Source organism: Pseudomonas sp. PA-1-3F (genome assembly GCF_021609665.1).
Lineage (GTDB): Bacteria > Pseudomonadota > Gammaproteobacteria > Pseudomonadales > Pseudomonadaceae > Aquipseudomonas > Aquipseudomonas paracarnis.
Genome location: NZ_WJZD01000006.1, coordinates 152,965 through 167,037 on the forward strand (window position 1 = coordinate 152,965; position 14,073 = coordinate 167,037).

At 59.3% G+C, this 14,073-nt stretch carries 13 protein-coding genes; 11 read left to right on the top strand and 2 right to left on the bottom strand.

What is annotated here, in order from left to right; genetic code table 11:
* Positions 1–42 precede the first annotated feature (42 nt).
* The 7 genes from GIV26_RS06180 to GIV26_RS06210 all read left to right on the top strand — a co-directional run bounded on the left by GIV26_RS06180 (position 43) and on the right by GIV26_RS06210 (position 5,677).
* Entirely contained in the window at positions 43–681 is a 639-nt protein-coding gene (locus GIV26_RS06180; RefSeq protein WP_003195267.1) for a peroxiredoxin, read from the top strand.
* Between the two features lie 328 nt (positions 682–1,009).
* A complete protein-coding gene (ssuE, locus tag GIV26_RS06185; protein ID WP_014720392.1) occupies positions 1,010–1,603 on the top strand; it encodes an NADPH-dependent FMN reductase in 594 nt (197 codons plus the stop codon).
* 97 nt (positions 1,604–1,700) lie between these two features.
* A complete protein-coding gene (locus GIV26_RS06190) occupies positions 1,701–2,669 on the top strand; it encodes a sulfonate ABC transporter substrate-binding protein (RefSeq protein WP_072445610.1) in 969 nt (322 codons plus the stop codon).
* A 26-nt stretch (positions 2,670–2,695) separates the two neighbouring features.
* Positions 2,696–3,844 (top strand): FMNH2-dependent alkanesulfonate monooxygenase, encoded by a 1,149-nt coding sequence (ssuD, locus tag GIV26_RS06195; protein ID WP_003195260.1) that lies wholly within the window; start codon positions 2,696–2,698, stop codon positions 3,842–3,844.
* 9 nt (positions 3,845–3,853) lie between these two features.
* Positions 3,854–4,639, top strand: a complete 786-nt coding sequence (ssuC, locus tag GIV26_RS06200; protein ID WP_003195258.1) for an aliphatic sulfonate ABC transporter permease SsuC — start codon at positions 3,854–3,856, stop codon at positions 4,637–4,639.
* Positions 4,636–5,442: an aliphatic sulfonates ABC transporter ATP-binding protein gene (ssuB, locus tag GIV26_RS06205; protein ID WP_032902254.1), complete on the top strand. Its 807-nt coding sequence runs from the start codon at positions 4,636–4,638 to the stop codon at positions 5,440–5,442. The genes ssuC and ssuB overlap by 4 nt, the downstream gene beginning before the upstream one ends.
* Before the next feature lie 19 nt (positions 5,443–5,461).
* On the top strand, positions 5,462–5,677 hold the full coding sequence (locus GIV26_RS06210; protein WP_003176783.1) for a TOBE domain-containing protein: 216 nt from the start codon (positions 5,462–5,464) through the stop codon (positions 5,675–5,677).
* Between the two features lie 121 nt (positions 5,678–5,798).
* Here the strand turns inward: GIV26_RS06210 and GIV26_RS06215 are convergent, their stop codons facing one another.
* Positions 5,799–6,428 (bottom strand): TetR/AcrR family transcriptional regulator, encoded by a 630-nt coding sequence (locus GIV26_RS06215; protein ID WP_236279683.1) that lies wholly within the window; start codon positions 6,426–6,428, stop codon positions 5,799–5,801.
* A 230-nt stretch (positions 6,429–6,658) separates the two neighbouring features.
* Positions 6,659–8,035 (bottom strand): glutamine synthetase family protein, encoded by a 1,377-nt coding sequence (locus tag GIV26_RS06220; protein ID WP_003195252.1) that lies wholly within the window; start codon positions 8,033–8,035, stop codon positions 6,659–6,661.
* 597 nt (positions 8,036–8,632) lie between these two features.
* Between GIV26_RS06220 and GIV26_RS06225 the strand changes: the two genes are divergently transcribed.
* The 4 genes from GIV26_RS06225 to GIV26_RS06240 all read left to right on the top strand — a co-directional run bounded on the left by GIV26_RS06225 (position 8,633) and on the right by GIV26_RS06240 (position 14,027).
* The gene (locus GIV26_RS06225; RefSeq protein WP_003195249.1) at positions 8,633–9,991 is read left to right on the top strand and encodes a glutamine synthetase family protein; all 1,359 of its coding nucleotides are present in this window, start codon (positions 8,633–8,635) and stop codon (positions 9,989–9,991) included.
* Positions 9,992–10,048: 57 nt separating this feature from the next.
* A complete protein-coding gene (locus tag GIV26_RS06230; protein WP_054917061.1) occupies positions 10,049–11,413 on the top strand; it encodes an aspartate aminotransferase family protein in 1,365 nt (454 codons plus the stop codon).
* Between the two features lie 183 nt (positions 11,414–11,596).
* Complete coding sequence (locus GIV26_RS06235) at positions 11,597–12,691, top strand: polyamine ABC transporter substrate-binding protein (protein ID WP_019817783.1); 1,095 nt, start codon at positions 11,597–11,599, stop codon at positions 12,689–12,691.
* A gap of 241 nt (positions 12,692–12,932) precedes the next feature.
* Positions 12,933–14,027 (top strand): polyamine ABC transporter substrate-binding protein, encoded by a 1,095-nt coding sequence (locus tag GIV26_RS06240; protein WP_014720384.1) that lies wholly within the window; start codon positions 12,933–12,935, stop codon positions 14,025–14,027.
* Positions 14,028–14,073 lie beyond the last annotated feature (46 nt).

A 14,073-nucleotide genomic window follows, 5' to 3' on the forward strand; every position in this document is an offset into this window, starting at 1 on the left:
CATGCACAGTGGGCTCCATAAGCACTCATCAGGAGCCACACCATGAGCCTAAGACTGGGCGATATCGCCCCCGACTTCGAACAGGATTCCAGCGCCGGCAAGATTCGCTTCCACGAATGGCTGGGCGACAGCTGGGGTGTGCTGTTTTCCCACCCTGCGGACTTCACGCCGGTGTGCACCACCGAGCTGGGTTTTACCGCCAAGCTCAAGGATGAATTCGCCAAGCGTGGCGTCAAGGCCATCGCCCTGTCGGTAGATCCGGTGGACTCGCACCACAAGTGGATCGAAGACATCAACGAGACCCAGAACACCGTGGTCAACTTCCCGATCCTGGCCGACGCCGACCGCAAGGTCTCGGACCTCTACGACCTGATCCACCCGAATGCCAGCGATACCCTCACCGTGCGCTCCTTGTTTGTGATCGACCCGAACAAGAAGATCCGCCTGACCATCACCTACCCGGCCAGCACCGGGCGTAATTTCCATGAAATCCTGCGGGTGATCGACTCGCTGCAGCTGACCGACAACCACAAGGTGGCAACACCGGCCAACTGGCAGGATGGGGATGAGGTGGTCATCGTGCCGTCACTCAAGGACGAGGAAGAGATCAAGAAACGCTTTCCCAAGGGCTATCGCGCGGTGAAGCCGTACCTGCGTCTTACCCCACAACCCAATCGTTAAGGCATCACGGACCATGCCTCTGTAGGAGCGAGCTTGCTCGCGAAAAACGTCAACGATAACGCGTGCTTCCTGAATGAACGCGGCGCCTGTGAGTTTTTCGCGAGCAAGCTCGCTCCTACCAAAAAGCACTGACTCACAGCAGGGGTTTTCAGGCCGTTTCCACGGCCTTTTTTTTCGCCTGGGGATTGATCAATCGCTTATGTTTTTATGGAATAAACAAATGAATAAATAAGATTTATAGATATATAAATCTGCTGCTAAGGTCTATCCCATCTTGGCGCCATCGCCGTACAGCGAACCGCCGACACTTGCTCAAGGAATCTCCTGCATGCTGGTCGTAACACTTGGAGGCAGTCCCAGCCAGCGGTCCCGCTCTGGGGTCTTGCTGGATAAAACCCGTCAGTGGCTGCAACAGCAGGGCGTGGAAGTGGTGAGTTACCAGGTACGGGACTTCCCGGCTGAAGACTTGCTGCATGCGCGCTTCGACAGCCCCAAGGTCATCGACCTGCTGCAACAAGTCGCCAATGCCGACGGCCTTGTGATTGCCACGCCGGTGTACAAGGCGTCGTTTTCCGGGGCGTTGAAGACCGTACTGGACCTGCTGCCGGAGCGTGCGTTGGCCCATAAGGTGGTGCTGCCGATGGCGACCGGCGGCAGCATCGCCCACATGCTGGCGGTGGACTACGCCCTGAAGCCGGTGCTGTCGGCCCTCAAGGCCCAGGAATTGCTCCACGGTATTTTTGCCGAAGACAGCCAGATCGCCTATGGCGAAGGCAGCGTGCAGGCGCAACTGGTGCCGGTACTCGAACAGCGTCTGCACGAAGCCCTGGAGCAGCTCTACAGCGCCATGGCGCGCCGGCCAAAACCGCTGGACCCTGACGTATTGAATGAACGTTTGTTGAGTGCTCGCTGGAGCATCTGAGCCTCACCCCGAAAAGCTGGAAACACTCACCTTACTCAGCCGACAACGGCCAAGCAGGTGCAGCCAAAACCCTAATCGCACAGTTGGAGAGAGCGCCATGCGCACTGTCATCTTGCGTCGTGGTCTGGTCGCACTCTTTGCTGCGGCTGTGTCCCTCGGCGCCATCGTTCAAGCCCAAGCCGCCGAGACCTTGCGGATCGGTTATCAGAAGTACGGCACCCTGGTGCTGCTCAAGGCCAAGGGCACCCTGGAAAAACGCCTGGCCGACCAAGGCGTGCAGGTGCAGTGGACCGAGTTTCCCGGTGGCCCGCAATTGCTCGAGGGCCTGAACGTTGGCTCCATCGACTTCGGCGTTACCGGCGAAACCCCACCGGTGTTTGCCCAGGCGGCTGGCGCCGATCTGCTCTACGTCGCCTACGAACCACCCGCGCCTACCAGCGAAGCGATCCTGGTGCCCAAGGACTCGCCGATCAAATCGGTGGCCGAGCTCAAGGGTAAAAAGGTCGTGCTCAACAAAGGCTCCAACGTGCACTACCTGCTAGTGCGTGCCCTGGAAGATGCCGGCCTCAACTACACCGACGTAAAGACCGTGTTCCTGCCCCCCGCCGATGCCCGTGCTGCGTTCGAGCGTGGCAGCGTGGACGCCTGGGTGATCTGGGACCCGTACCAGGCCGCCGCCGAGAAGCAACTACAAGCGCGCACCCTGCGAGACGGCACCGGGATTGCCGACAACCATCAGTTTTACCTGGCCACCAAACCCTACGCCGAACAGCACCCGCAAGTGATCAAGGCGTTGGTGGAAGAGGTGCGTGCGGTAGGCGAATGGTCCAAGGCCAACCCGCAGGAAGTGACTGAGCAGGTCGCCCCACTGCTCGGCCTGCCGGCAGATATCACCCTCACATCGGTGAAACGCCAGGGCTACGGCGCGCTGTTCCTGACCCCGGAAGTGGTCGCCGCCCAGCAGAAAATCGCAGACACCTTCTACCAACTCAAATTGATCCCCAAGCCCTTGAGCATCAAGGACGTGATCTGGACGCCACCCGCCGCGGTTGCCAAAGCGCCGTAATCCGACTTCATTCAGGAGACAACTCCATGAGCCTCAATATTTTCTGGTTCCTGCCCACCCACGGCGACGGTCATTACCTTGGCACCGCCGAAGGCGCCCGCGCTGTCGACCACGGTTACTTGCAACAAGTGGCCCAGGCTGCTGACCGCCTGGGTTTCGGCGGGGTGTTGATCCCTACGGGTCGCTCTTGCGAAGACTCGTGGTTGGTGGCCGCCTCGCTGATCCCCGTGACCCAGCGCTTGAAATTCCTGGTTGCCCTGCGCCCTGGGATCATCTCCCCGACCGTGGCCGCGCGTCAGGCCGCGACCCTGGATCGCCTGTCTGGTGGCCGTGCGCTGTTCAACCTGGTCACCGGTGGCGATCCGGAAGAACTGGCTGGCGACGGATTGTTCTTGAGCCATGAAGAGCGCTACCAGGCGTCGGTGGAATTCACCCGCATCTGGCGCCGTGTGCTGGAAGGCGAGACCGTGGACTACGACGGCGAGCACATCAGCGTCAAAGGCGCAAAATTGCTCTACCCACCGATTCAACAACCACGCCCGCCGCTGTATTTCGGGGGTTCCTCCGAAGCCGCCCAGGACCTTGCGGCCGAACAGGTCGAGATGGTGCTGACCTGGGGCGAGCCGCCGGCAGCCGTTGCGGAAAAGATCGCGCAGGTACGCGCCAAGGCTGCAAAACTGGGACGCACGGTGCGCTTTGGCATTCGCTTGCATGTGATCGTGCGCGAAACCAACGACGAAGCCTGGAAAGCCGCCGACAAACTGATCTCCCACCTGGACGACGAGACCATCGCCCGCGCCCAGGCGTCCTTGGCGCGCTTCGATTCGGTGGGCCAGCAACGCATGGCAGCCTTGCACGGCGGTAGCCGTGACAACCTGGAAGTCAGCCCCAACCTGTGGGCCGGCGTCGGCCTGGTACGTGGCGGCGCAGGGACGGCGCTGGTGGGCGATGGCCCAACGGTTGCGGCGCGGGTCAAGGAGTACGCGGACCTGGGTATCGATACCTTTATCTTCTCCGGTTATCCACACCTGGAAGAGTCGTATCGGGTCGCCGAGCTGTTGTTCCCGCACCTGGATATCGAACGTCCCGAGCTGCCCAAAAGCGCCGGCTACGTCAGCCCGTTTGGCGAGATGGTTGCCAACGACATCCTTCCCAAAGCTGCGTCACAGAGCTGAGGCGCCGTTATGGACTTAGAAAAAATCAGCCATCGCGTGGCGCCCTGGGTGCTGCCGATCTTATTGCTGGCGGTGTGGCAGTTGTCGGTGTCGGCGGGTTGGTTGTCGACGCGCATTCTGCCAGCGCCGAGTGCGGTGATCGAAGCCGGGGTGAACCTGGTGGTCAGCGGCGAAATCTGGACGCACCTGGCCATCAGCGGCTGGCGCGCCGGCCTGGGCTTTGTGATCGGTGGCAGCATCGGTCTGGCCCTGGGCTTTATTACCGGCTTGTCGAAGTGGGGCGAACGCTTGCTCGACAGCTCGGTGCAGATGATTCGCAACGTGCCGCACCTGGCGCTGATTCCGCTGGTGATCCTGTGGTTCGGCATTGATGAGACTGCGAAAATTTTCCTGGTGGCCCTGGGTACCTTGTTCCCGATCTACCTGAACACTTACCACGGCATTCGCAATGTCGACCCGGCATTGGTGGAGATGTCGCGCAGCTATGGCTTGTCCGGTTTCAGCCTGTTCTGGCAAGTGATTCTGCCGGGCGCGCTGCCGTCGATCCTGGTGGGGGTGCGCTTCGCCCTGGGCTTCATGTGGCTGACGCTGATCGTGGCGGAAACCATTTCGGCAAGTTCCGGCATCGGTTACCTGGCGATGAATGCCCGTGAATTCCTGCAAACCGACGTGGTGGTACTGGCCATCGTCATGTACGCCATCCTCGGCAAACTGGCCGACCTGGCAGCCCGTGGGCTGGAACGTGTGTGGCTGCGCTGGCACCCGGCGTATCAAGTCAAAGGAGGTGCAGCATGACGGCCCAACAACCTCCGCGTCTGTTGAAGGGTATCCCACTGGCGGTGCGCAAATTGCGCAAGGCCTTTGGTACCCGCGAAGTGCTCAAAGAGATCGACCTGCATATTCCTGCGGGGCAGTTCGTGGCTGTGGTCGGCCGCAGCGGTTGCGGCAAAAGTACCTTGCTGCGCCTGTTGGCGGGGCTGGACAAAGCCAGTGGCGGCGAGCTGCTGGCCGGCTCCGCGCCACTGCACGAAGCGATTGAAGATACGCGGTTGATGTTCCAGGAAGCGCGCTTGCTGCCATGGAAGAAGATCATCGATAACGTCGGCCTGGGCCTCAAGGGCGACTGGCGGCCCAAAGCGCTGGATGCGCTGGAAGCGGTTGGCCTGGCCGAGCGCGCGAATGAATGGCCGGCGGCGTTGTCCGGTGGCCAGAAACAGCGCGTGGCACTCGCACGGGCGTTGATCCATCAGCCGCGCCTGTTGCTGCTCGATGAGCCGCTGGGCGCACTGGATGCCCTGACCCGCATCGAGATGCAGCAACTGATCGAAAACCTGTGGCGCAAGCACGGTTTCACGGTGTTGCTGGTGACCCACGACGTCAGCGAAGCCGTGGCGATTGCCGACCGCGTGATTCTGATTGAAAACGGCGAAATCGGCCTCGACCTGAACATCGACCTGCCACGCCCACGGGCCCGTGGCTCACACCGCCTGGCCGCGCTGGAAGCCGAAGTGCTCAACCGCGTGCTGTCGCTACCCGGTTCCCCACCGGAACCCGAACCTGTTTCACCGCTGCCGACGCAATTGCGTTGGGCTCAATAACTCACACAGGAAAAACACCATGACTATTAAAGCCATCAACGTGCGTAACCAGTTCAAAGGCACCATCAAGGAAATCGTGGTCGGCGACGTGCTGTCGGAAATTGACGTGCAGACCGCGTCCGGCATTGTCACCTCGGTGATCACCACGCGTTCGGTCAAGGAGTTGGAGCTGGTGATCGGCAGTGAAGTGATTGCCTTTGTGAAATCCACTGAGGTGTCGATTGCCAAGTTGTGATAACCCCACTGATCGTTCCCACGCTCGCGTGGGAATGCCGCCTGGGGCGCTCCGCGTCCCGCTGTGCCAAAGGTGACGCAGAGCGTCACGGGATGTATTCCCACGCAGAGCGTGGGAACGATCAGCGCTTGGGCAGATAGGTCGGCAAATAAAGCCCCACATACGCATCAAACACCCGCATCCCTTCCTCCGCCATGCGCGGCGTAATCAGCCCATGCTGATGTACCGAGCGCGCGTACACGCGGTCGCTCAACTCCAATGCCAGGGCAAACACATCCACGTCGCTCGGTAGCGTTGGTACTTCAAAGTGGCGATTGAACACCGCCAGCATCAAGTCGCCCAATTCCAGATCATGCTGGCGATCGGCCTGGGTCACTTCGGTCAACCCATGCTGGGCCAGGATCAACTGGCGTGCCGCGGCATCGTTGCTGTAGATGCTGAGCATGCGTTGTTCAACGATGTAGGACAGGTCGCGCCAATGCTTGAGAGATTCATGCTCGATGGGCGCCTGGATGGCAGCGCGAAAGGCTGCGTGAACGTCAGCGGTCAACGCCTCAAGCAACGCCGGCACACTGGCGAAAAAGTGGTACACCGATGACGGTGGAATCTGTGCCCGTTCGGCCACGCTGTAGATCGACAAGCTCGCCACACCTTCGGCGGCCAGCAAGGTGCGGGCGGCGTCGAGGATCGCGTCGATCCGGGCCTGGCTGCGGGCGCGGGGTTTGCGAACAGTGGCGGGGCGGGTGGTCATGGATGTCTCCTACAAGGCAGCAGGCATTGTATGAGCAGGAATCTGTGTTGTCTGCCAAGCCGCTATCGCAGGCAAGCCAGCTCCCACATTTGACCGAGTTCCAACCTTGAAATGCGTTCCACTGTGGGAGCTGGCTTGCCTGCGATGAGGCCAACCCGGTTTCCCAAAATAAACCCATAAAAAAACGCCACTGACCAAAATCAGCGGCGTTCTTTTATTGCAGCAACCGCTTACACGGTATGCAGGTACCAGTTGTACTCAAGGTCGGAGATGGAGTGTTCAAACTCCTCCAGCTCACTTTCCTTACAGGCGACGAAGATATCGATGTATTTAGGATCGATGTACTTGGCCATCACCTCGCTGTCGTCCAACTCACGCAGCGCATCGCGCAGGTTGTTCGGCAGGCTCTGCTCGTTCTGCTCGTAGCTGTTGCCTTCCACTGGAGCGTTCGGCTCGATCTTGTTGGTCAGGCCGTGGTGTACGCCCGCCAATACCGAGGCCATCAGCAGGTAAGGGTTGGCATCGGCGCCAGCCACACGGTGTTCGATACGCACGGCATCGGACGAGCCGGTGGGTACGCGAATCGCCACGGTGCGGTTATCCAGGCCCCAGCACGGCGAGTTCGGCACGTAGAACTGTGCGCCGAAACGACGGTAGGAGTTGACGTTGGGGCACAGGAACGCCATTTGGGCGGGTAGGGTCTCCAGCACACCGCCGATCGCGTGACGCAATGCGGCGTTCTGCTCGGGATCCTCGCTGGCAAAGATGTTCTTGCCGTCCTTGTCCAGAATGGAAATGTGTACGTGCAGCCCGTTGCCTGCCTGGCCTGGGTAAGGCTTGGCCATGAACGTGGTGTCCATCTCATGGTCGTAGGCGATGTTCTTGATCAGGCGCTTGAGCAGTACCGCGTAGTCGCAGGCCTTGATCGGGTCGGCGACGTGGTGCAGGTTCACTTCGAACTGCGCCGGGGCACTTTCCTTGACGATGGCATCGGCCGGAATGCCTTGCTCCTTGGCACCTTCCAGAATGTCCTGGAGGCAGTCGACGTATTCGTCGAGGTCGTCGATCAGGTAGACCTGTGTCGAGTGCGGGCGTTTGCCGGAGATCGGCGAGCGGGGCGGTTGTGGGCGGCCGTTCACGTTCTCCTGATCGATCAGGTAGAACTCAAGCTCGAAGGCGGCGCAGATGGTCAGACCGAGGTCGTCAAACTTGGTAACAACTTGGCGGAGCACTTCGCGCGGATCGGCGAAGAAAGGTTCACCTTCAAGTTCGTGCATGGTCATCAGCAGTTGCGCGGTGGGGCGCTTTTGCCAGGGTTCATTGCACAGGGTGTCGGGGATTGGATAACAGATTCGGTCAGCATCACCGATGTCCAGGCCCAGGCCGGTGCTTTCCACCGTAGAGCCGTTGATATCCAGGGCAAATAAAGAGGCAGGCAGGTTAATGCCCTTCTCGTAAACCTTGTGGAGGCTGGTGCGTTCGATGCGCTTACCGCGCACCACACCATTCATATCCGCAATTAGAAGGTCTACGTACAGAACCTCAGGATGATCCTTAAGGAACGCGTTCGCTTCGTTAAGCTGAACGGCACGCGGGGGTACCGACATGATGCAACACCTTTGTTGTTAAAAATATCAATCATTGATCTTTTCTGGTTTCAGTCAACCCGAACGGCCTGCCGAAGTCAAGCGAGGCATTTTTTGCCCTAAAAAAGCGCCACGAAGCCTTTTTTGCGGGGTTTTGGGGCGATTTTTTGGGTTTGAGGGGCTTGGGACCTGCAGGCTTGAGCGGGCCGTGTAGGATTTTTTACGGGGGTGTTGTGTAAAAAAATGAACAAGGCTAAGCTCGATTCAAACCCATAACAGCAATAATACCGGGGTGCTTCATGTTTCACCTGCCGCCAATCGGCGTCTCTGCCTGCTCCAGCCAGGCTTTGTCCGCAGTTCGTTCGCCCCGCGTGAATGCCCAGGCACCGGCCAATATTCTTGACGGCCCGGCCGATCTCCTTTTTGCCATCTCCGACGCCGCTGAGCGACCCTCATCCGCCGTGCCGATCATAATTGCGCACAACTTTGGCCTGAGGAATGCAACCCATGGGCAAATGGCAGGTAAGCTCCTACCCTGAATGAAAAAACGACGCGGATGCTGCGTCAACCAACGCCTGGCCTTTAATGGATGCCAGGAAACCCAGCCCAGAGGCATTTATGAGTAACAACCTCGACCAGCTCACCGATTGGTTGAAAGACCACAAGATCACAGAAGTCGAATGCATGATTGGCGACCTCACCGGTATTACCCGGGGCAAGATCTCGCCGACCAACAAGTTCATTGCCGAAAAAGGCATGCGCCTGCCCGAGAGTGTTCTGTTGCAGACCGTGACCGGCGACTATGTCGAAGACGACATCTATTACGAATTGCTCGACCCGGCCGACATCGACATGATCTGCCGCCCCGACCAGAACGCGGTATTCCTGGTGCCCTGGGCCATCGAGCCGACCGCCCAGGTGATCCACGACACCTACGACAAGCAAGGCAACCCGATCGAGCTGTCGCCGCGCAACGTGCTCAAGAAAGTCCTCAAACTCTACTCCGACCGCGGCTGGCAGCCCATCGTGGCGCCGGAGATGGAGTTCTACCTGACCAAGCGCTGCGAAGACCCGGACTTCCCGCTGCAACCGCCGATTGGCCGCTCCGGCCGCCCGGAAACCGGTCGCCAGTCCTTCTCTATAGAAGCGGCCAACGAATTCGACCCGCTGTTCGAAGACGTCTACGACTGGTGCGAACTGCAGGAGCTGGACCTCGACACCCTGATCCACGAGGACGGCACCGCGCAGATGGAAATCAACTTCCGTCATGGCGACGCCCTGTCCCTGGCCGACCAGATCCTGGTGTTCAAGCGCACCATGCGTGAAGCCGCGCTCAAGCACGACGTGGCCGCCACCTTCATGGCCAAGCCCATGACCGGCGAGCCCGGCAGCGCGATGCACCTGCACCAGAGCATTATCGACATCGCCACCGGCAAGAACGTCTTCTCCAATGAAGACGGGACCATGAGCCAACTGTTCCTCAACCATATTGGCGGCCTGCAGAAATTCATCCCTGAATTGCTGCCTTTATTCGCCCCCAACGTGAACTCGTTCCGCCGCTTCCTGCCCGACACCTCGGCGCCGGTGAACGTGGAATGGGGCGAAGAAAACCGCACCGTCGGCCTGCGCGTACCGGATGCCGGCCCGCAGAACCGCCGCGTGGAAAACCGCCTGCCGGGCGCCGACGCCAACCCGTACCTGGCGATTGCCGCCAGCCTGTTGTGCGGCTACATCGGCATGGTCGAGGGCCATAACCCGAGCGCGCCGGTGGTGGGCCGTGGTTACGAGCGACGCAACCTGCGCCTGCCGTTGACCATCGAAGACGCCCTGGAACGTATGGAAAACAGCAAGACCATTGAGAAATATCTGGGGCAAAAATTCATCACAGGCTACGTCGCGGTCAAGCGGGCCGAGCATGAAAACTTCAAGCGCGTGATCAGTTCGTGGGAGCGGGAATTCCTGCTCTTCGCCGTCTGATGCGCCGGGCGCGCCCTTCAAACGGCGCGCCTTCACTGAAAAGTCTAGGAGATTGGTATGTCCAGCAACAACCCGCAAACCCGTGAATGGCAAGCCTTGAGCAATGATCACCACCTGGCTCCGTTCAGCGACTTCAAGCAATTGAAAGAGAAAGGCCCAAGGATCATCACCAAAGCCCACGGCGTTTACCTGTGGGACAGCGAAGGCAACAAGATCCTCGACGGTATGGCCGGCCTGTGGTGCGTGGCGATCGGTTACGGTCGCGATGAACTGGCCGATGCCGCCGCCAAGCAGATGAAAGAACTGCCGTACTACAACCTGTTCTTCCAGACCGCACACCCGCCGGTATTGGAGTTGGCCAAGGTCATTTCCGATGTCGCGCCGGCTGGCATGAACCACGTGTTCTTCACCGGCTCTGGCTCCGAAGGCAACGACACCATGTTGCGCATGGTCCGCCACTACTGGGCGATCAAGGGCCAGCCCAACAAGAAAACCATCATTGCCCGCAAGAATGGCTACCACGGCTCTACCGTGGCCGGCGCCAGCCTGGGCGGCATGACCTATATGCACGAGCAGGGCGACTTGCCGATCCCGGGCATTACTCACATCGCGCAGCCCTACTGGTTTGGCGAAGGCGGCGACATGAGCCCCGAGGAATTCGGTGTGTGGGCCGCCAACCAGTTGGAAGAGAAAATCCTGGAGCTGGGCGTGGACAACGTCGGCGCCTTTATTGCCGAGCCGATCCAGGGTGCCGGTGGCGTGATCGTGCCGCCTGCCACGTACTGGCCGCGCATCAAGGAAATCCTCGCCAAGTACGACATCCTGTTTGTCGCCGACGAAGTAATCTGCGGCTTCGGCCGTACCGGTGAGTGGTTCGGTAGCGATTTCTACGACCTCAAGCCGCACATGATGACCATCGCCAAGGGCCTGACCTCGGGCTACGTGCCCATGGGCGGCCTGATCGTGCGTGACGAAGTGGTGGCGGTGCTCAACGAAGGGGGCGATTTCAACCACGGCTTTACCTACTCCGGCCACCCGGTGGCCGCGGCCGTGGCGCTGGAAAACATCCGCATCCTGCGCGATGAAAACATCGTTAACCGTGTGCACGACGAAACGGCACCGTATTTGCAGAAACGTCTGAGGGAACTGGGCGATCATCCGCTGGTGGGTGAAGTACGCGGCGTCGGTATGCTCGGTGCGATCGAGCTGGTGCAGGACAAGGCGACGCGCAAGCGTCATGAAGGCAAAGGCGCCGGCATGATCTGCCGAACCTTCTGCTTTGAAAATGGCCTGATCATGCGCGCCGTGGGCGACACCATGATCATTTCGCCGCCACTGGTCATCAGCAAGGCTGAAATCGACGAGCTGGTCACCAAGGCCCGCCATTGCCTGGACCTGACTTTGGCTGCCTTGCAGGGCTAAGTGCTAGGCTCAGTGCGCGGTGCACTGGGCAGTTAAAAATGCAGGGGCTTTGGTTGAAAGCCGGCCCCTGAACTTGCCAGACTGTCGCCCTGTTTTGTTGCCCTTCGGTTGGGCCGTAAAACATACAACGCTTGTGGCCCAAAAAAGAAAAAATTGGAGCATCACCAAATGAAGGCATTAGGTTTGAAGAACGCTGGCAAGACCCTCCTCGCCTTGTCCCTGATGGGCGCAATGGCGGGCGCGGCCCAGGCAGACAATAAAGTGCTGCACGTTTACAACTGGTCCGACTACATTGCACCGGACACCATCGCCAACTTTGAAAAAGAGTCGGGCATCAAAGTGGTGTACGACGTTTTTGACAGCAACGAAACCCTGGAAGCCAAGTTGCTGGCAGGCAAGTCCGGCTACGACATCGTCGTGCCGTCGAACAGCTTCCTCGCCAAGCAGATCAAGGCCGGTGTCTACCAGGAGCTGGACAAGTCCAAGCTGTCCAACTACGGCAACCTGAACAAATCCCTGCTCAAAGCCGTATCGGTCAGCGACCCGGACAACAAGCACGCCTTCCCGTACATGTGGGGCTCGATGGGCATCGGCTACAACCCGGAGAAGGTCAAGGCCGCACTGGGCGTGGACAAGATCGACTCGTGGGACGTACTGATGAAGCCGGAAAACATCGCCAAGCTGAAAAGCTGCGGCGTGAGCTTCCTCGATTCGCCAACCGAAATGCTGCCGGTAGCGCTGCATTACCTGGGCCTGCCGACCGACACTACGAAGAAGGCTGATCTGAAACAGGCCGAAGACCTGTTCATGAAAATCCGTCCTTCGATCGGCTACTTCCACTCCTCCAAGTACATCTCCGACCTGGCCAACGGCAACATCTGCGTGGCTGTGGGCTACTCGGGTGACATCGAACAGGCCAAAACCCGCGCGGCTGAAGCCGGCGGCAAGGTCAAGATCGCCTATGACATTCCCAAGGAAGGTGCTGGCAGCTTCTTCGACATGGTCGCCATTCCCAAGGATGCTGAAAACGTCGAGGCTGCCTACGCATTCATGAACTACCTGCTCAAGCCAGACGTCATGGCCGCGATCACCAACAGTGTGCGTTTCCCGAACGGTAACGAGAAAGCCACTGCCCTGGTCGATAAAGACATCACCAGCGACCCGGGTATTTATCCGTCGGCCGAAGTGCAATCCAAGCTCTACGCCATTGCCGACATGCCGGCGGCAACTCAGCGTGAAATGACCCGTAGCTGGACCAAGATCAAGTCCGGTAAATAACGCACAAACCTGTAGGAGCGAGCTCGCTCGCTAAAATCCTCAACGATAACGCGGGGCCTCTGATAGCCCGCGTTGCCTGTGAGTTCTTCGCGAGCAAGCTCGCTCCTACAAACAGTGGCAGCCGTACAGAAAATAAATGACAGAAAGTTTTGCCGGATCGGTTTATCGACGGTAAGTTGCGCGCCGGTTTTGTTGCCGGGCAACAACTTCAAGGCCCCCAACTATTCAAGAGGACCTCCACTTGCCAATTTCTTTATTTCGCAAAGCCATGCTGGTGGGTGCAGGTATCACGCTGGCTGCCAGCGTACAGGCCGCACCGACGGTGCATATTTATAACTGGTCGGACTACATCGGCCCCGACACCCTGGCCAACTTCGAAAAGGCCAGCGGTATCAAGCCTGTGTATGACGTGTTTGACTCCAACGAAACCCTGGAAGGCAAGTTGCTCGCCGGGCGCACCGGCTACGACGTGGTGGTGCCGTCCAACCATTTCCTGGGCAAGCAGATCAAGGCCGGGGCATTCCAGAAGCTCGACAAGTCACTGCTGACAAACTACGCCAACCTCGACCCGGTGCTGCTCAAGCGCCTGGAAAAGAACGACCCGGGCAACCAGTACGCGGTGCCGTACCTGTGGGGCACCAATGGCATTGGCTACAACGTCGACAAGGTCAAGGAAGTGTTGGGGGTCGACAAGATCGACTCCTGGGCCGTGTTGTTCGAACCGGAAAACATGAAGAAGTTGGCCACTTGCGGCGTGTCGTTCATGGACTCGGCCGATGAAATGCTGCCCGCAGTACTCAACTACATGGGCCTGGACCCCAACAGCACCAACCCGGCCGACTACAAGAAAGCCGAGGAAAAACTGCTGAAAGTGCGGCCCTACGTGACCTACTTCCATTCCTCCAAATACATCTCGGACCTGGCCAACGGCAACATCTGCGTGGCGGCCGGTTTCTCCGGCGATGTGTTCCAGGCCAAGGCCCGTGCGGCGGAGGCGGGCAAAGGCGTGAACATCGCCTACACGATTCCCAAAGAAGGCGGCAACCTGTGGTTCGACGTGCTGGCGATTCCCAAGGATGCCAGCAACGTCAAGGAAGCCCACGCCTTCATCAACTATTTGCTGCAGCCTGAGGTGATCGCTCAGGTCAGCGATCAAGTCGGTTACGCCAACCCTAACCCAGGGGCGGACAAACTGATGGAGCAATCGATACGCACCGACGCAGCGGTTTACCCACCGCAGGCGGTTCTCGAGCGGACATTCGTCAACTTTGAGCTACCCCCGAAAGTGCAGCGTTTAATGACCCGTAGCTGGACCAAGGTCAAGACGGGCAAGTAAGGCTAAAACTATCCAAGGCTGGCCCGCATTGGGCCGGCTGCACAGT